Below are 16,364 nucleotides of genomic sequence, written 5' to 3'. Positions count from 1 at the left end.
ATAATCGGCATGTTGGCAAAGCCATACATGCACGCGCTACCCCAGCGCCGCTTTCGACGTTTGCTTCTAATTTAATTGGGGCAATTTTGGCGCAATCGCCGCCCTAACACATTGCATTTTCGTAAGGTTGGCGATCGCTACCGCTTGATACTACCGAAGTTGGCAGGATTTCACGTTGCGGGCTCCCCACCCGCAGCCTGAACGGCGGTGAGACGCGCCGCAGCGGCATGACCTTCCGCCTCGCGCCCCTCGCTGGAAACCTGCACAGTCGGCACCGCGAACTCGATGCCGTTTTCCTTGAAAGCGTTGCGGATCATGGCAAGCGCGTTGCGCCGGATGACGAACTGCTCGCCCGGCTTGGTCATCATCGCCAACCTGATCTCGATCGCGAAATCACCAAACTGCTCGACACCCTTCATCTTCAGGGTCTCGATGATGTTCGGACCCCAATCCGGATTTTCCAGCAGTTGCTGGCCGATCTGCTTGATCACCTTCTTGGCCTTCACGAGATCAGTGTCGTAGGTCACCTTCAGCGTGATCTTGTCGATGGTCCAGTCGCGGTTGAGATTCTTGACGGCGCCGAGCTCTCCGAAGGGGACGGTCGTCAACGGTCCGCGATGATGCCGGAGCCGGACCGAACGCAGGCTGAAGGCTTCGACCACGCCCTTGTGGCTGCCGCTCTCGATATACTCGCCAATGCGGAAGGCATCGTCCCACAGATAGAACATGCCGCTGATCACATCCTTGACGATCGTCTGCGCCCCGAAGCCGACAGCGACACCGACGACGCCGGCACCCGCGATCAGCGGCCCGATTTCCACGCCGAGGCCGGAAAGCACCATCAGAACGGCGATCACCGCGATGACGACGGCGAGAATATTGCGGAAGATCGGCAACAAGGTCTGCAGCCGCGCCCGCCTCGCCTTCTCTTCGTCGTTGGAGGCGCCGTCCAGCGGCGAGTCCTCCAGGCGACCATTGATATAAGCACGTGCCAGATGCCACAGCAGATCGGCCGCAAGCAATATGACGATGCCGCCGATGGCGCCGCGGGTAATGCGGTCAACCATGGTATCGCCCGCTGCCATCCGGTCGGCGGCAAATCCCAGGATGCGCCCCAGCCAGATCGCCGCAAACGCAATGATGACAGCGCGCACGCCGCGATCGAGAAGAACCGCCGCAATCCGGCGCTTCGCAAGGAACCCGGCCTCGGCCTGGTGCAGCGAACGCACCGCCAGCGTAGCAACCCGCAGCGCACGCGGGAGAAGCACCAGATAGATGCCGATCCACAGAAGCAGGCCGAAGCCCGCGACCCACAGCAGCCAGAGGAAGACGAAATAGATCGTCATCAGCCAGGAAACGGTTACGCTCCGGTGCCCCTCCTCGACGGGGCGCGACCAGACGGCCTCCGTGGCGATCAGCAACAGTCCAATGCCAAGCGTATATGCAGCAAGGTAACGTGACCCGGGCGAAAATCCGAGCGGCAGCATGAGCTGTATGATCACCCAGCCGAAAGCAAAATAGATCGTGAAGATTGCCGTGCGCCGGAACCAGAACAGTGCCGTGGCTCTCGACACCTCACGCGTGCCGTCCGGACGCGGCAACGTGAGGAGCGCGACCAGCAACCGCCCTAGCGAGATTGTAAGGCGCGCCACGATCAGCGCGATGGCGACGGCGATCGCCATCGACTGCGTGATCGGCGGCCAGTTGAAAAGAACCAGCGGCACCAGCGTGGCCACACCGAAGACGAGCGCCGGCACAATGCGATAGGTCAGGTTGGCGGCAGCGTGGTGCGCGACGGTGACGACTTCTCCGTCTTCCCGCTTGATCTTGGGCTTCGGTACCAGCACCCGAAACAGCAGCTCGACGATCGCGCCGGCAAACAGCAGCGTCAGAACCTTGATCGCGGTCAGCCCCCAGCCCGCGGGCTCGACTTCCCGCTCGACGGTTGCCGAGGCTGCCTCGACTTCATGCGGCAGACCCATAGCCGCTTCGGTCACGAGGTCGAAGTGCTCGCGCGCATGGCCCAGGAACTCCGACAGAACCGACATCTGGTCGTTCGTTTGCGGGGTCGCAGCAGGCGCTGTCTTCGTTTGCGCCGCCATCCACTGCTTGACCTGTGGTGTTTCCATAAGTTGCAGCATCTGCCGAACTTCCGCCGGTGGCGGAGCGGCAGGCGCAGCGGAACTTGTCGCCGGCGCCGGCGTCTGTGCCACAGCGCTCCCTGCTGCCATTCCCACAATCAGCAGCACAAGCCTCAGCAACGTGCGCGCACCATTTACCACACCCATCCGCCGACCCCTCCGGTCTGGTTATCCCTCCACACCTTATATCGCCCTGCGGGAAAGAAAAGCCCGCGCGGCGGATGCAGCGCGGGCTTGATAGTCGTTCAAATGGAGTAACTTAGCCCTTGGGCTTCTCTATGTGGCCACCGAAGCCGGCGCGCATCGCCGAGAGCACCTTGTTGGCGAACTCGTCGTTATCGCGAGAGGAGAAGCGACCATAGAGCGCAGCGCTCAGAACCGGTGTCGGCACGCTCTCGTCGATAGCGGCCATGATCGTCCAGCGCCCCTCTCCGGAATCCGAGACGCGGCCCGCATACTGCGCAAGCTGCGGGTCGGCATGCAGCGCATCGGAGGTCAGATCGAGCAACCAGGAGGTGATCACGCTGCCGCGACGCCACACTTCCGCGACATCCTGCAGATTGAAGTCGTAGCGGTAATGTTCGGGATGGGCGAGTGGCGCGGTCTCGGCGTCCGCCTCGTGCGTGGCCGATCCGATATTGGCATGCTTCAGGATGTTCAGCCCCTCGGCATAGGCTGCCATCAGCCCGTATTCGATGCCGTTATGAACCATCTTGACGAAGTGGCCGGCGCCATGGGGGCCGCAATGCAGGTAGCCCTCCTCGGCCGTGCTGTGAGGGTTGGCGGCGCGATTGGCCGAAGGCGGCGTCGAGCCGGCACCCGGCGCGAGCGTCGCGAAGATCGGCGAGAGCGACTCGACAATGGCCTTCTCGCCGCCGATCATCAGGCAATAACCGCGCTCCAGACCGAAAACGCCACCGCTGGTGCCGACGTCGACATAGTGAATGCCCTTGGTGATGAGCTCAGCCCCGCGGCGGATATCGTCGTGATAGTACGAATTGCCGCCATCGATGATGATGTCATCGTCGTGCAACAGCGGCAGAAGCTGCGCGATCACTCTGTCGGTGATGGCGGCCGGCAGCATCAGCCAGATTGCGCGGGGACGCGAAAGCTTGGAGACGAACTCCTCAAGAGAAGCACTGCCGACAGCGCCCCTGCCTACCAGATCGGCGACACTTTCCGGCTTCGCATCGTAGACGACGCATTCATGGCCGCCGCGCATCAAGCGCTGCACCATGTAATTGCCCATACGGCCTAAACCAACCATGCCAAGCTGCATTGTAATTCTCCTGGGAATCTAATCGATATAATTCCCCGAAATTAGCACTCGCACCGGCACAGGCAAGCGAAGTCTCCGTCACATTTGAGTCATGAGATGAAGACGCAATGGCAGCAACGGGACTAGAGCCCCCGTACGGCGCATCAATATTCCGGCGCAGTCGCCTGCTCCCCACGCATTTCGCTCTGGAAAAACCCCTCGCGCAGATTGATCCCATACTCGACGAACGCCTTCATGCAGCAGAGCATTTGCGTCCAGCCTTCGCAGTTGAGATAGGTGCCTCGCCGACCGGCTTCATCGTCGCGCCAGCCGTTTTCGGAGATCGTTACCATCGTGCCGCCATCGTCGAGCGGTTCGAACGTCATTTCGACCAGCGTCTTGTAGCGTATCTTGTCTTCGCCGGTCCCTCCGTCCCAGCGCAGCACGATCTTTCTTTCTGGCACAAGCTCCACGACTTCGACCGGAGCATCCTTCCACCACGTCACTGTCGTGCCCTGCACGAGCGGCGCGCTCGCCCCGCCGATCGTCGTGAAATAGCTCGAAAGCTTCTTTGGATTGACGACCGCGTCGAAGACCTCCGCGACGGGGCGACCGATGCGGCCGCCAATACGAATACCGAGGGACATGACCCTTCCTCCGTCCTGCCGTTGATACCGAGACAATCATGTTATAAAAAAATAACATGTCAAGCGAATCGGAAAACGATCCCGTCTTCAAGGCCCTCGCCCATCACCGGCGTCGCGAGATTCTCGACCTCTTGAAGGAAGGCCCGCGGACGACAGGAATGCTCTGCGAAGCCTTTCCCGCCATGGACCGATGCACCGTCATGCAGCATCTGAGAGTTTTGGAAGAGGCTGACCTCGTGATGGCCCGGCGGGAGGGTCGCGAACGCTGGAACCACCTCAACAGCCTGCCGATCAAGTCCATCTATGACCGATGGATCAGCGCCTATGCCGGACATGCCTTGTCGATACTGGATCGACTGAAGGGAGATCTGGAGGGATAGCGCTAAGGAAGCGCCGGCTGGACAGACACCACGACGCGCCCGCTTGTCACATCCGCGATCGTTTGCGACACCTCCTCCACGATCGCCTGCGGTATCGAAAGCGCCAGGCAGGCGCCGGAATCGACAAACTCTTCATTGGCGATCCGCACACCGGCCGCTGCCGCAAGCCGCGCCTTCACGAGCGCAAGATCGGAAAAGCTCACCTGCACGGTCGTTTCGACCGTCGCCACCAGCTCGACGACACTCGCCGCCTTCAGGCATGCAGCCGCCGTTCCGCCATAGGCACGGATGAGCCCCCCGGTTCCGAGCAGGACGCCTCCGAACCAACGGGTGACGATCACCATCACCTGGTCGAGCGATTGCCCGTCGATCGCCTGCAGAATTGGCTTTCCCGCCGTTCCGCTCGGCTCACCGTCGTCATTGAATCGATAGCTCTGGCCGATACGCCAGGCCCAACAATTGTGATTTGCCCCGGCAGCCGCATGAGCAGCAAGGAAGTCCCGCGCATCCTGCTCGCTCGCGATCGGTCGGGCAACGGCGCGAAACCGGCTCTTCTTGACGATCTGCTCGAGGGTCTCGATGCGTTCCAATGAAAACATGAAGCTGCCATATCGTCGCGACCGACCCGACCGCAAGCGAAACTATTGCGGGCCGGGAACCGCGCCGATCTGCGCGCTACAACGAAAAACGCCCGCTGCAAGGCAACGGGCGTTTTGATCGATGACCTGCTCGCAAGGAGCGAGTGTCCAAATTCTTAGCGGGCAACCGCTTCGCGTGCGACGCGCTGGATGTCCGCGCGGTCGATGCCGAGGTCGTGCAGGTCGCGGTTCGACATACGGCCCAGTTCGCTGACCGTCTGACGATACTTGCGCCAGTTATTGAAAGAGCGTGCTACGTTCATGATGATCCCCTTTCTAGGGCTGTCCGGTGTCTGTAGCGTGTTTGCTGCGTTTGTCTGTTTGTTGAAGTGAATATACGTCGACAGCCCCGGACCGAACAGCGCTAAAGCGTCACGCCACCCATGCACAAAATGCATAACGACCGACACCTCCCCGAACGCTCTGCTGCTTTTTTCGACACGATTGGCGACACTCCAGAGGGATTCTCACTCCGCAATGGGCGGATATGGTTAAGCGACGAGCCGGGATAACGTAGGAATTTAAGGATTTTTAAACGTTTTAACGCGCGAACAACGCTCGATCCACCTGGAATGGGTGGCGCAATCGCCCGCAATTCAGGATCGCATGAAAACGTGCATGAGACGCATACGTCATTTGCAGTTTGAAGGCCTCACCGCCGGCCACCCAATAATGGTCGGTTCTGCCATTGAGAACAGACCGCAAATCGCATTGTCAGCGCCCATTTATTGCGTCAAGACACGCTGCTTTCCCGCGTTGACCCAATCCAGCGAGACACGATCTCGCAACAAGGACATAGACATGAAGAAGACCCTCGCCACGGCATTCCTCACCACGGTCGCAGCGCTTTCGACTGGCTCGGCGCACGCTGCCGGCTTTACCGTAACGCCCATGAAGGATGGCGAGAGTTTCCTTGGCTGCCTGGCCCAGAACACCGAATCCGGCATCGGCTTTCTCGCGGTCGGTGACAAGCTTGCCATGTTCGCCAATACCGACAAGTTCCCGATCGAGAAAGGCCAGCAGGTCAAGGGAAGCTGGTCGGTGGACGACGGCGACGAAGCGGAGTTTTCCTCGACCGCCGACAGCGCGCACACCGCGACGATCGATGTCCCGAACGCCTCCGAAGCGGTGGCCACACTGACCCAGGGCGAGGAACTGAACGTGACCGCAAATGGCGTCGATGCAAGCCTCCCGCTGGCCGGCACCGAACAGGCCTTTACCGATCTGCTCGCATGCATGCAGAAGGAAGGCGCGGAGTAAGCGACCGACCACAGCGAAATCTGTGGCGCGTCTCCGGGCGCGCCTCTCCTCACATCCGAATAGGCCGTATCCATAAAGTGATGGGAAAGTGCGATCCGCGGCAACCGATGGAGGGTTACGATCCTGGGTGCCTACAAACGTAGGTGGGCGCCATATGACCAAGCCCACGAGCCTGGTCAGGGACAGCTCCCTTTGGATCGAGTATGGCCCCAGGGATTGTGGTTCCTGTCGAGAGGCGCAGATCGCAGTCTCTATATAAGGCTGAACTTTGGGGTGCGCCAGAGGCTCCGGCGAGGCGCTCCCCATTTATTATCTAGTTGAGTTCAGAGGGTGCGCGGCCGTTCAGCTTGTCGGTAATGCCGCGGATGTGGCCGGTCACCTCGGCGATCGCCGCGGCAACGCTCTCTTCCGTTCGCGCGGTGGCCGCAAGAACCGTGTCCCGATTGCCGCGAAGCGTTTCGAGCTCCGTCTCCAGGCTGGCGACCCGTCGCGTCAGCTCTGAAATCTCATCCATGATCATGATCCCGGCCATGACGGTGATCCTGAGATCGCCGATTTCGCCGAACTGGCTCTTGAGATGGCCGACATAGCGGTCGAAGCGGGTCGCGAGATCGGTCAGGTGATCCTCCTGCCCCTCCTCGCAGGCCATGCGATAGGCCTTGCCGTCGATCGTTACCGTTACCTGCGCCATCTCACTTGTCCTTGCTAGCGGTCGAGAACCGCGCGGATCGTTTCCATGGCCGTCACCAGCCGCCGCGAAACCTCGCGGTTGACCTCTTCAAGCCGGTTCGCGCGAAATTCCGCCTGATCGAGCTCTTGCGCCAGCTTGGAGCGATCGGCATGAACGCGACGCACCTCGCCTTCGATCTCGCCATGCTCGCGCTGGCTCTCGATGCGCATGTCCACGGCGTTTTCGAGTCCCGAAATCGCCTTGCGCAGCTCGTTAAGCGCTGCCTCGATGGTTGTGCCTGTGGGCGTCATGTCTTTCCGGTTCCCCGCGCAAGACTCGCGAATCGGCGCCAGAAGCCGATCCGATGTTTCAAAAAGGATATGCGGCTCGCCAACTGCCCGTCAATAAAGGCCGCACGACGACAGGCGACCTATCTGTGGATGAAGAAAATCAACACCCGCCTCTCATGGGTTTTAACTTTTGTAAAACTTAACGGTCAAATGTCTAAAATCGATTGGAACGGCCCGGAAACGGCCTGCAATTTATTGACTTGGCTGATCCAACTGCTATGTGTCAGCCGCTTTCATTGATGGTCCAAAGAGGCTTTAGGCCATCCCCCGACACCCGGAACCTGCGGAAAAGCCATGATCTCTCCTGAACAACACGACCGGATGGCCAATGCGATCCGTTTCCTCGCCATGGATGCAGTCGAAAAGGCAAACTCCGGGCACCCCGGCATGCCGATGGGCATGGCCGATGTAGCAACGGTCCTGTTCACAAAATATCTGCGTTTCGACCCGAAGAAACCACACTGGCCAAACCGTGACCGTTTCGTGCTGTCTGCCGGCCACGGCTCGATGCTGCTCTACTCGCTGCTGTATCTGACCGGCTACCCTGACATGACGGTCGAAGACCTGAAGCAGTTCCGCCAGCTCGGCTCGAAGACCGCCGGTCACCCGGAATACGGCCACGCCACCGGTATCGAAACGACGACCGGCCCGCTCGGCCAGGGCATTGCCAACTCCGTCGGCATGGCGATTGCCGAGCGCAAGCTGCGCGAGGAATTCGGCGCCGATCTCCAGGATCACTATACCTATGCCATCTGCGGCGACGGCTGCCTGATGGAAGGCATCAGCCATGAGGCGATCGCTCTCGCGGGTCACCTGAAGCTGAACAAGCTCGTTCTTTTCTGGGACAACAACTCGATCACCATCGATGGCGCCGTGTCGCTCTCCGACTCGACCGACCAGATTGCCCGGTTCAAGTCTGTTCACTGGAACACGATCGAGGTCGACGGTCATGATCAGGCAGCCATCTCGGCCGCGATCGAAGCCGCTCACAAGTCCGACCGCCCGACCTTCATCGCCTGCAAGACGATCATCGGCTTCGGCGCACCGAACAAGCAGGGCACCCACAAGGTCCACGGCAACCCGCTCGGCGCCGACGAAATCGCAGCCACCCGCAAGGCGCTGGACTGGGAATACGAGCCCTTCGTCGTTCCTGCCGACGTTCTCGACGCATGGCGCGCCGCCGGCACCCGCTCGGTCGAAACGGTCAAGGCTTGGGAAGACGGTCTTTCCAAGGCCTCTGCCAAGGCTGAATTCAACCGCCGCTTTGCCGGCGAACTGCCTGCAGGCTTCGACGCCGCCATCAGCGACTACAAGAAGAAGGTCGCCGAAACCAAGCCGACGGTCGCAACCCGCAAGGCATCGGAAGATGCCCTCGAAGTCATCAACGGCATCCTGCCGGAAATGCTCGGCGGTTCTGCCGACCTGACGCCGTCGAACAACACCAAGACCAGCCAGATGGTGTCGATCACCCCGACCGACTTCTCCGGCCGCTACATGCACTGGGGCATCCGCGAGCACGGCATGGCATCTGCCATGAACGGCATCGCACTGCACGGCGGTCTTATTCCTTACGGTGGCGGCTTCCTGATCTTCTCGGATTATTGCCGCCCGCCGATCCGCCTTGCAGCGCTCATGGGCATCCGCGTCGTCCACGTTCTGACGCACGACTCCATCGGCGTCGGCGAAGACGGCCCGACGCACCAGCCGGTCGAACAGGTTGCCAGCCTGCGCGCTGTACCGAACCTGCTGGTCTTCCGCCCGGCTGACGTGACGGAAACGGCTGAGTGCTGGCAGATCGCTGCCAAGACGCAGAACCGCCCGTCCGCTCTCGCCCTGACCCGTCAGAACCTGACGGCTGTGCGCACCGAGTACAACGAGAAGAACCTGTGCGAACAGGGCGCCTACACGCTGGCCGGCAAGGCCGACGCCAAGGTCACGATCTTCGCTTCGGGTTCCGAAGTCGAACTCGCCGTTGCTGCCCGCGCCACGCTGGAAGCCAAGGGCGTCAGCGTCCGCGTCGTATCGGTTCCCTGCACGGAGTTGTTCTTCGAGCAGCCTGAAGCCTACCGCAAGGAAGTCATCGGCAACTCGCCGGTCAAGATCGCCGTTGAAGCCGCCGTTCGCGAAGGCTGGGATGCGTTCATCGGACCGGAAGGCAGCTTTGTCGGCATGAAGAGCTTCGGCGCTTCCGGCCCGGCCAAGGACGTCTTCAAGCATTTCGGCATCACGGCCGACGCCGTGGTTGCTGCTGCAGAAGCCAAGCTTTGATTGATCAAGGAGCGCCTATCGGCGCTCCCCATTCCATAACGCAAGCCCCTACTCATCGGGAGTGAAACACATGACTGTAAAGGTTGCCATCAACGGCTTCGGCCGCATCGGCCGCAACGTCCTCCGTGCGATCGTCGAATCCGGTCGCACCGACATCGAAGTCGTTGCCATCAACGACCTCGGCCCGGTCGAAACCAATGCTCACCTGCTGCGCTATGACTCCATCCACGGCAAGTTCCCGGCAGAGGTCAAGGTCGAAGGCGACACGATCACCGTTGGCGGCGGCAAGCCGATCAAGGTGACGGCCGTCCGCGACCCGGCACAGCTGCCGCACAAGGAACTCGGCGTCGATATCGCGATGGAATGCACCGGCATCTTCACGTCGCGTGACAAGGCTGCTGCCCACCTGACGGCCGGCGCCAAGCGCGTCATCGTTTCGGCTCCTGCCGACGGCGCTGACCTGACCGTCGTTTTCGGCGTCAACCACGACCAGCTCACCAAGGAGCACCTGGTCATCTCCAACGCATCCTGCACGACGAACTGCCTCGTGCCGGTTGTGAAGGTTCTCGATGACGCGGTCGGCATCGACCACGGCTTCATGACCACGATCCACTCCTACACCGGTGACCAGCCGACGCTCGACACCATGCACAAGGACCTGTACCGCGCTCGCGCCGCAGCCCTGTCCATGATCCCGACCTCGACCGGCGCTGCCAAGGCTGTTGGCCTCGTTCTGCCGCACCTGAAGGGCAAGCTCGACGGCACCTCGATCCGCGTTCCGACCCCGAACGTCTCGGTCGTCGACTTCAAGTTCGTTGCCAAGAAGGCCACTTCGGTTGCCGAAATCAACGAAGCCATCAAGTCTGCCGCAAACGGCAAGCTGAAGGGCATCCTCGGCTACACCGACGAGCCGCTGGTTTCCCGCGACTTCAACCATGACAGCCACTCGTCGATCTTCGCGACCGACCAGACCAAGGTCATGGAAGGCAACTTCGTTCGTATCCTCACCTGGTACGACAACGAGTGGGGCTTCTCCAGCCGCATGTCCGACACGGCTGTTGCCTACGCCAAGACCATCTAAGGTCCTCGCGACAAGACTTCGGAAAGCGGCTCGGGAAACCGGGCCGCTTTTCATTTTGGCAATGGCGGACAAACCAACTACCTTTCAATACGCGGCAACACTGCCGCACATGGCCGGATCAAGAGCTGGCGGGTTCGACATGAGAATCCTGATGACGGTGATCGTTTTGATCATGATCGCGAGCGTTCTGAGCATCAGCCTGGTTGGCGGTCGTCGCTCCACGCAGATTGCCAAGGGGCAATCGCTGATGGAGACGACGCGCACGATGGGGCCGCGCTGATCGGCAGCGATATTTGCTGGCGCCGATCTGTCGATCGCCGTAGTGTCGAGACGGGCGCGAACCGCGCAGCAGCGAGAGAGAATTTGATGGATTACTTTACGATTGAAGTCGGCGGACAGGCCGTTGCGTGTTTCCGTTCGGAAAACGTCGACGACGCCACTCATTTCTTCCAAGCGGAAGACTTCCGCGAGGATCTGACGATCCTGCAATCGCAAGGCAAGCCGGTGTGGGATGGCGTCAGCCCCCTCAACCTGCGCAAGGCGACCGCCGAGGAAGCAAACGAAGTGCAGCATGCCTACGAATTCGACGACGATCCGGACAGAACCATCGACGATGAGTTCGTCGTCTTCCTGATTCCGATCTCCGACATGGATGACGGCGAGGACGACGAGGCGTAACAGACCCCGCGCCGAGAGAATTCGGCCCGCCAAAATGGACGCCGGAGCGCCTCATCGCGAGGCGCTTCAACGACCTGCAAGAAAATCTCCAAGAAAGATTCAGCACGGCGCATTCTGCCCTGCTCTCGCCTGATTTGATCCTAAACTTCTCTCAGGCTCACTCTCGAACCGTTCATCCGATTTGCCGTCTGGCAGACCAATCAGCAGCATGACGCCGCAGAAATGCAAGGTTGGCCCATTAGGTCTACCCTTGCGTTGGATTTTGCCGTTAACTGCCGGAGATGAAGCGCAAGAGAGGGCGATTTTAGGCGGCTGCAATATACGGGGGCGGTATTGCAACCTTGATAGGCGGATAAGGGGATCGGCATGGAAGCATTCTACATCGTCGTATTGGTATCGACGACGCTGGTGCTTCTGGCGGCCTTTTCCAGCTTGCTTGCCTTCCGCTTCGGCGCGCCTTTGCTGCTGCTCTTCCTCGCCATTGGCCTATTGGCCGGCACCGACGGTCTCGGCATCCAATTCACCAACAATTACCTGGCCTCCATCCTCGGCTCGATCGCGCTTGCGGTCATCCTTTTTGATTCCGGCTTCGGGACGCCGATACAGGCATTCAAGCTGGCGGCAGTGCCGTCGTTGACGCTTGCCTCGATCGGCGTGTTGATGACCGCCGGGCTTTTCGCCATCGCCGCGATGTGGCTGCTGAATTTCAGCTGGCTTGAAGGAATGCTGCTTGGCTCCATCGTCGCCTCGACCGATGCCGCCGCCGTCTTCTTCCTGCTGCGTATCGGTGGCATCAACATCCGCGACAAGGTGCGCTCGACGCTCGAAGTGGAATCCGGCACCAACGATCCGATGGCGATCTTTCTGACGATCGCGCTCGTCGAGGTTCTGGCATCAGGCGAGCGCTATCACGGCATCAATATCGGGATGCTGGCCATGTTCGTCCAGCAGATGGGCCTGGGCGTGATCCTGGGTCTGCTCGGCGGCATGATGATCGTGCTGATCGTCAGCAAGCTGGAGACCGATCGTGGCCTGACGCCCATCTTCGTTCTGGCGCTCGCCCTGCTCGTCTTCTCGGCGACCGGCGCGGTTGGTGGCAGCGGCTTCCTCGCGGTCTACGTGGCCGGCATCTATGCCGGCAATCGTAAGCTGCCGGGCTATGCTTCGATCAAGCGCTTCCAGGACGGCATGACCTGGCTTGCCCAGATCATCATGTTCCTCGTGCTCGGCCTGCTCGCCACACCGTCCCAGTTCCCGGCCATCGCCATCCCGGCGGTGCTGCTCGCCCTTTTCCTGATCTTCATCGCCCGGCCGCTAGCGATCTGGCTGTCCCTGCTGCCCTTCGACTACACGCAGCAGGAGATCGGCTTCGTCGCATGGGTGGGGCTGCGCGGCGCCGTGTCGATCCTGCTGGCGATCATGCCCATCCTCGGTGGGCTGGAAAACGGGCAGGTCTACTTCAACACCGCCTTCATCATCGTGCTGGTGTCGCTTCTCGTTCAGGGCTGGACGATCAAGCCGGTCGCCAAGAAACTGGGCCTGATCATCCCGCCCCGCATGGGCGCGGTCGACAAGGTCGAGGTCGACCTGCCGGGCGCGGCCAATCACGAACTTCTCTCGTACCGCGTGGTCAAGGACAGCCCCGTTCTGCGCGGCGAGCGCATCCCGCGCTGGGCGACCCCTTCGCTTGTCATTCGCGATGGCAAGTCGATGCGTTACCAGTATGCGGGACGTCTGCGCGAAAACGACCTCGTCTACCTCTTCATCATGCCGTCCTACTCCCGCCTGCTTGACAAGCTCTTCGCCAGCCGCGCCCCGGTGGATGAAGACGATGCCGACTTCTTCGGCGCCTTCGCATTGTCGCCGGCGCGTCCGGCATCGGATCTGGATGCTGCCTATGGCCCGGGGCTTCTCAACGAAAACGAGAAGGGGCTGACCATCGCCGAAATGATGCGCCAGCGGCTTGGCGGCAAGGCCGACTATGCCGACCGCGTGCGCCTCGGCTCGATCATCCTGATCGTTCGCGATCTCGATGACCAGGATCACATCAGCTCTCTCGGCATGTCGCTGGAAGCCGTGGAACCTGCGACAACGCTACCTATCTTTATCAATATGCGCGATATCATGGACCGCGTCCGCGACCGGTTGAAGGGACGAAAGAACAAGGAAGCAGCGGCCGCCGCGGCGGTGCCCAAAGGTGATGAAAACCCACGCTGAACGCCTTGCGTCCACGATCATCCTTGCTATGGTCCCCGCATCTTTTTGGGCAATAACGAACGGATCTTTTCCATGCCTTCCTTCAAGACTCTCGACGACCTTAACGACATTGCCGGAAAGCGCGTTCTCGTTCGCGTCGACCTCAACGTCCCGGTAAAGGACGGCAAAGTCACCGACGTCACGCGCATCGAGCGTGTCGCCCCGACGATCCTTGAACTCTCCAAGAAGGGCGCCAAGGTCATTCTGCTTGCGCATTTCGGCCGCCCGAAGGATGGCCCGTCGCCGGACCTGTCGCTCTCGTTGATCGCTCCGTCGGTCGAGGAAGTTCTCGACCATCCGGTGCTGACGGCGACCGACGCCATCGGTGAAGCGGCTGCAGCCGCAGTCGCCTCGATGAAGAACGGCGACATCCTGCTCCTTGAAAACACCCGCTTCCACAAGGGCGAAGAGAAGAACGATCCCGATTTCGTCAAGGCGCTGGCCGCCAATGGCGACATCTATGTCAACGATGCCTTCTCGGCCGCCCACCGCGCCCATGCTTCGACCGAAGGCCTGGCGCACCACCTTCCGGCCCATGCCGGGCGCACCATGCAGGCTGAGCTTGAGGCGCTCGAAAAGGGCCTCGGCAATCCGGCCCGCCCCGTCGTCGCCATCGTTGGCGGCGCCAAGGTCTCCACCAAGATCGACCTGCTGATGAACCTCGTGAAGAAGGTCGATGCGCTGGTGATCGGCGGCGGCATGGCAAACACTTTCCTGGCCGCCCGCGGCACCAATGTCGGCAAGTCGCTGTGCGAACACGATCTCGCCGACACGGCACGCCAGATCATGATCGAAGCGGCAACGGCCGGCTGCGCCATCGTACTGCCGGAAGACGGTGTCATCGCCCGCGAGTTCAAGGCCGGAGCCGCCAACGAGACGGTCGCGATCGATGCCATCCCTGCAGACGCCATGGTTCTCGACGTCGGCCCGAAGTCGGTGGAAGCCGTCAAGGCATGGATCGAGCGCGCCAACACGCTCGTCTGGAACGGCCCGCTCGGTGCGTTTGAAATCGCACCCTTCGACAAGGCGACTGTTGCGGCTGCCCAGTATGCCGCCGAGCGCACCAAGGCCGGCAAGCTGACGTCGGTTGCCGGTGGCGGCGACACGGTTTCCGCGCTGAACCACGCCGGCGTGGCCGACGATTTCAGCTATGTCTCGACCGCAGGCGGCGCTTTCCTCGAGTGGATGGAAGGCAAAGTACTCCCAGGCGTCGCCGTTCTGAGCAAGGCTAAGTAATCAGCGCAAGCCGATTTAACAAATTTTACATGTAGATAGACCGCGGCGCGAAAGCTCAGCGGTCTTTTGTTGTCACCTTGAGCAAAAGCCCAAACATTCAAACGATTTAAAAAAATTCAAACGTTTCAAACAATTTTGCTGCCGTTTTCCCACCCATAAACTTCTGTTATCGGCGACCTATATTCATCGAAACGCAGTTTTTCGCGATGTGAAGAGTCCTGCCGCTTATCGATCCGCCGATTTGATCGATTGAGCATTGCCGATAGGTTTTGAAACAGAAAAAATCCGTGCGCGCGATGCGCCGGTCTGAGGGAAGGAGTGAACTATGGTGGACGCGAAGATGTTGAACAAGATCAGTTCGGCGCCAGGATTCATTGCAGCGCTGGATCAGAGCGGTGGTTCGACACCCGGAGCGTTACGCCTGTATGGCATTCCCGACACAGAGTACCAGGGTGACGAGGAAATGTTCCGCCTGATGCACGCCATGCGCGTCCGCATCATGAGCGCGCCCGCCTTCACCGGCGAAAAGATCATCGCAGCCATCCTCTTCGAGCGCACCATGGACGGCGACGTCGATGGTCAGCCGGTTCCCTCCTATCTCTGGGAACAGCGCGGCGTCGTGCCGCTTCTCAAGATCGACAAGGGCTTGGCTGCCGAAGAAAACGGTGTCCAGACGATGAAGCCGATGCCCGATCTGGATGCCCTCCTGGCGCGCGGCCGCGACAAGGGAATTTTCGGCACCAAGATGCGCTCGGTGATCGCCAACGCGGACAGAGCAGGCATTGCAGCCGTCGTAAAGCAGCAGTTCGAGGTGGCACGCCAGATCATCGGCAACGGCCTCGTTCCGATCGTCGAGCCTGAAGTCTCCATCAAGAGCCCGACGAAGCAAGAGGCCGAGGCCATTCTTCGCGACGAAATCGCCAAGCAGCTTGACCTGCTTCCGGCCGGCGAAACCGTCATGCTGAAACTGACGATCCCGACGGTCGCCGATTTCTACGCGCCTCTGATCGCCCACAAATCGGTCGTGCGTGTCGTCGCCCTTTCCGGCGGCTACAGCCGCGCCGATGCCTGCGAAAAGCTCAGCCACAACCATGGCATGATCGCAAGCTTCTCGCGCGCACTAACGGAAAACCTGCGCGTTTCGATGAGCGACGCAGAGTTCGAAGCCAGCCTGGCCGAAACGATCGATGAGATCTACGCCGCCAGCGTCAACAAGGCCTGATACGCTGAAGGCGACAGGACCGTTTCGAAGCGGCGCCTGACGCGCTCATCCGTTCATCCTGACATCGTCCTCGGCCTCGTGCCGAGGATTTCTCTACGCGAGCAAAGCCGGACAGGCTGGCGGCCGGCGAGCGACCGCCAAGACATCGGCCCTAGAGCGGGATTGTTTTAAGTCCGTTCGTATCCAGCCTCGCTGAAGTGGTTTTGACACTCCTGCGGGGTGACTGTTTGGAGGATGATTGCGAGTGCGTCGGAGACGGCGTTTCTGGTTCTGGCCTGC

General features: G+C 60.7%; 16 protein-coding genes, 1 other RNA gene and 1 pseudogene. 9 read left to right on the top strand and 9 right to left on the bottom strand.

All coding sequences use genetic code 11. The features are described 5' to 3' along the window. Nucleotides 1-170: 170 nt before the first annotated feature. The 3 genes from A6U87_RS16785 to A6U87_RS16775 form a co-directional block, all read right to left on the bottom strand. A complete protein-coding gene (locus A6U87_RS16785; protein ID WP_065692436.1) occupies nucleotides 171-2,288 on the bottom strand; it encodes a mechanosensitive ion channel family protein in 2,118 nt (705 codons plus the stop codon). A 112-nt stretch (nucleotides 2,289-2,400) separates the two neighbouring features. Further along, nucleotides 2,401-3,420, bottom strand: a complete 1,020-nt coding sequence (gene gnd, locus A6U87_RS16780) for a phosphogluconate dehydrogenase (NAD(+)-dependent, decarboxylating) (protein ID WP_065692435.1) — start codon at nucleotides 3,418-3,420, stop codon at nucleotides 2,401-2,403. A gap of 143 nt (nucleotides 3,421-3,563) precedes the next feature. Then, the gene (locus A6U87_RS16775) at nucleotides 3,564-4,046 is read right to left on the bottom strand and encodes an SRPBCC domain-containing protein (RefSeq protein WP_065692434.1); all 483 of its coding nucleotides are present in this window, start codon (nucleotides 4,044-4,046) and stop codon (nucleotides 3,564-3,566) included. Between the two features lie 56 nt (nucleotides 4,047-4,102). Here A6U87_RS16775 and A6U87_RS16770 point away from each other — a divergent pair, with 56 nt between their 5' ends. Continuing rightward, nucleotides 4,103-4,426, top strand: a complete 324-nt coding sequence (locus A6U87_RS16770; protein WP_065692433.1) for a helix-turn-helix transcriptional regulator — start codon at nucleotides 4,103-4,105, stop codon at nucleotides 4,424-4,426. Nucleotides 4,427-4,428: 2 nt separating this feature from the next. On the opposite strand, the gene A6U87_RS16765 is transcribed toward A6U87_RS16770, so the two are convergent. Then, nucleotides 4,429-5,025: a YigZ family protein gene (locus A6U87_RS16765; RefSeq protein WP_065692432.1), complete on the bottom strand. Its 597-nt coding sequence runs from the start codon at nucleotides 5,023-5,025 to the stop codon at nucleotides 4,429-4,431. Nucleotides 5,026-5,180: 155 nt separating this feature from the next. Then, nucleotides 5,181-5,327 carry a DUF1127 domain-containing protein gene (locus A6U87_RS16760; protein WP_065692461.1) on the bottom strand — a complete coding sequence of 49 codons (147 nt, stop codon included), beginning with the start codon at nucleotides 5,325-5,327 and terminating at the stop codon, nucleotides 5,181-5,183. 538 nt (nucleotides 5,328-5,865) lie between these two features. Between A6U87_RS16760 and A6U87_RS16755 the strand changes: the two genes are divergently transcribed. Beyond that, nucleotides 5,866-6,324, top strand: a complete 459-nt coding sequence (locus A6U87_RS16755; protein ID WP_065692431.1) for a hypothetical protein — start codon at nucleotides 5,866-5,868, stop codon at nucleotides 6,322-6,324. An 88-nt stretch (nucleotides 6,325-6,412) separates the two neighbouring features. On the opposite strand, the gene ssrS is transcribed toward A6U87_RS16755, so the two are convergent. The 3 genes from ssrS to A6U87_RS16740 form a co-directional block, all read right to left on the bottom strand. After that, nucleotides 6,413-6,571, bottom strand: a non-coding RNA gene (gene ssrS / locus A6U87_RS16750) — 6S RNA. Nucleotides 6,572-6,637: 66 nt separating this feature from the next. Next, nucleotides 6,638-7,015: a cell division protein ZapA gene (locus tag A6U87_RS16745; RefSeq protein ID WP_065692430.1), complete on the bottom strand. Its 378-nt coding sequence runs from the start codon at nucleotides 7,013-7,015 to the stop codon at nucleotides 6,638-6,640. A 14-nt stretch (nucleotides 7,016-7,029) separates the two neighbouring features. Beyond that, nucleotides 7,030-7,305, bottom strand: coding sequence for a DUF4164 domain-containing protein (locus A6U87_RS16740; protein ID WP_065692429.1), 276 nt, complete (start codon nucleotides 7,303-7,305; stop codon nucleotides 7,030-7,032). A 333-nt stretch (nucleotides 7,306-7,638) separates the two neighbouring features. Between A6U87_RS16740 and tkt the strand changes: the two genes are divergently transcribed. The 7 genes from tkt to A6U87_RS16705 all read left to right on the top strand — a co-directional run bounded on the left by tkt (nucleotide 7,639) and on the right by A6U87_RS16705 (nucleotide 16,085). Then, a complete protein-coding gene (gene tkt, locus A6U87_RS16735; protein WP_065692428.1) occupies nucleotides 7,639-9,612 on the top strand; it encodes a transketolase in 1,974 nt (657 codons plus the stop codon). Between the two features lie 70 nt (nucleotides 9,613-9,682). After that, a complete protein-coding gene (gap, locus tag A6U87_RS16730; RefSeq protein ID WP_065692427.1) occupies nucleotides 9,683-10,693 on the top strand; it encodes a type I glyceraldehyde-3-phosphate dehydrogenase in 1,011 nt (336 codons plus the stop codon). A 151-nt stretch (nucleotides 10,694-10,844) separates the two neighbouring features. Beyond that, nucleotides 10,845-10,973, top strand: a complete 129-nt coding sequence (locus tag A6U87_RS30595) for a hypothetical protein (RefSeq protein ID WP_275078410.1) — start codon at nucleotides 10,845-10,847, stop codon at nucleotides 10,971-10,973. 86 nt (nucleotides 10,974-11,059) lie between these two features. Then, nucleotides 11,060-11,371, top strand: a complete 312-nt coding sequence (locus A6U87_RS16720) for a hypothetical protein (protein ID WP_065692425.1) — start codon at nucleotides 11,060-11,062, stop codon at nucleotides 11,369-11,371. Nucleotides 11,372-11,737: 366 nt separating this feature from the next. Then, nucleotides 11,738-13,588: a potassium/proton antiporter gene (locus A6U87_RS16715; protein ID WP_065692424.1), complete on the top strand. Its 1,851-nt coding sequence runs from the start codon at nucleotides 11,738-11,740 to the stop codon at nucleotides 13,586-13,588. Nucleotides 13,589-13,660: 72 nt separating this feature from the next. Further along, nucleotides 13,661-14,863, top strand: a complete 1,203-nt coding sequence (pgk, locus tag A6U87_RS16710; protein WP_065692423.1) for a phosphoglycerate kinase — start codon at nucleotides 13,661-13,663, stop codon at nucleotides 14,861-14,863. A gap of 325 nt (nucleotides 14,864-15,188) precedes the next feature. Then, on the top strand, nucleotides 15,189-16,085 hold the full coding sequence (locus A6U87_RS16705) for a fructose bisphosphate aldolase (RefSeq protein WP_065692422.1): 897 nt from the start codon (nucleotides 15,189-15,191) through the stop codon (nucleotides 16,083-16,085). 167 nt (nucleotides 16,086-16,252) lie between these two features. On the opposite strand, the pseudogene A6U87_RS30160 reads toward A6U87_RS16705, so the two are convergent. Next, nucleotides 16,253-16,364, bottom strand: a pseudogene (locus A6U87_RS30160) (IS630 family transposase); the annotation flags it as partial.

It is taken from the genome of Rhizobium sp. AC44/96, assembly GCF_001692185.1.
GTDB lineage: Bacteria > Pseudomonadota > Alphaproteobacteria > Rhizobiales > Rhizobiaceae > Rhizobium.
This window is presented reverse-complemented; position numbering and strand designations above follow the sequence as displayed.

Coding starts and splice junctions, on each gene's coding strand:
- A6U87_RS16785 (WP_065692436.1), bottom strand. CDS start 2,288: ATGGGTGTGGTAAATGGTGCGCGCACGTTGCTGAGGCTTGTGCTGCTG.
- gnd (WP_065692435.1), bottom strand. CDS start 3,420: ATGCAGCTTGGCATGGTTGGTTTAGGCCGTATGGGCAATTACATGGTG.
- A6U87_RS16775 (WP_065692434.1), bottom strand. CDS start 4,046: ATGTCCCTCGGTATTCGTATTGGCGGCCGCATCGGTCGCCCCGTCGCG.
- A6U87_RS16770 (WP_065692433.1), top strand. CDS start 4,103: ATGTCAAGCGAATCGGAAAACGATCCCGTCTTCAAGGCCCTCGCCCAT.
- A6U87_RS16765 (WP_065692432.1), bottom strand. CDS start 5,025: ATGTTTTCATTGGAACGCATCGAGACCCTCGAGCAGATCGTCAAGAAG.
- A6U87_RS16760 (WP_065692461.1), bottom strand. CDS start 5,327: ATGAACGTAGCACGCTCTTTCAATAACTGGCGCAAGTATCGTCAGACG.
- A6U87_RS16755 (WP_065692431.1), top strand. CDS start 5,866: ATGAAGAAGACCCTCGCCACGGCATTCCTCACCACGGTCGCAGCGCTT.
- A6U87_RS16745 (WP_065692430.1), bottom strand. CDS start 7,015: ATGGCGCAGGTAACGGTAACGATCGACGGCAAGGCCTATCGCATGGCC.
- A6U87_RS16740 (WP_065692429.1), bottom strand. CDS start 7,305: ATGACGCCCACAGGCACAACCATCGAGGCAGCGCTTAACGAGCTGCGC.
- tkt (WP_065692428.1), top strand. CDS start 7,639: ATGATCTCTCCTGAACAACACGACCGGATGGCCAATGCGATCCGTTTC.
- gap (WP_065692427.1), top strand. CDS start 9,683: ATGACTGTAAAGGTTGCCATCAACGGCTTCGGCCGCATCGGCCGCAAC.
- A6U87_RS30595 (WP_275078410.1), top strand. CDS start 10,845: ATGACGGTGATCGTTTTGATCATGATCGCGAGCGTTCTGAGCATCAGC.
- A6U87_RS16720 (WP_065692425.1), top strand. CDS start 11,060: ATGGATTACTTTACGATTGAAGTCGGCGGACAGGCCGTTGCGTGTTTC.
- A6U87_RS16715 (WP_065692424.1), top strand. CDS start 11,738: ATGGAAGCATTCTACATCGTCGTATTGGTATCGACGACGCTGGTGCTT.
- pgk (WP_065692423.1), top strand. CDS start 13,661: ATGCCTTCCTTCAAGACTCTCGACGACCTTAACGACATTGCCGGAAAG.
- A6U87_RS16705 (WP_065692422.1), top strand. CDS start 15,189: ATGGTGGACGCGAAGATGTTGAACAAGATCAGTTCGGCGCCAGGATTC.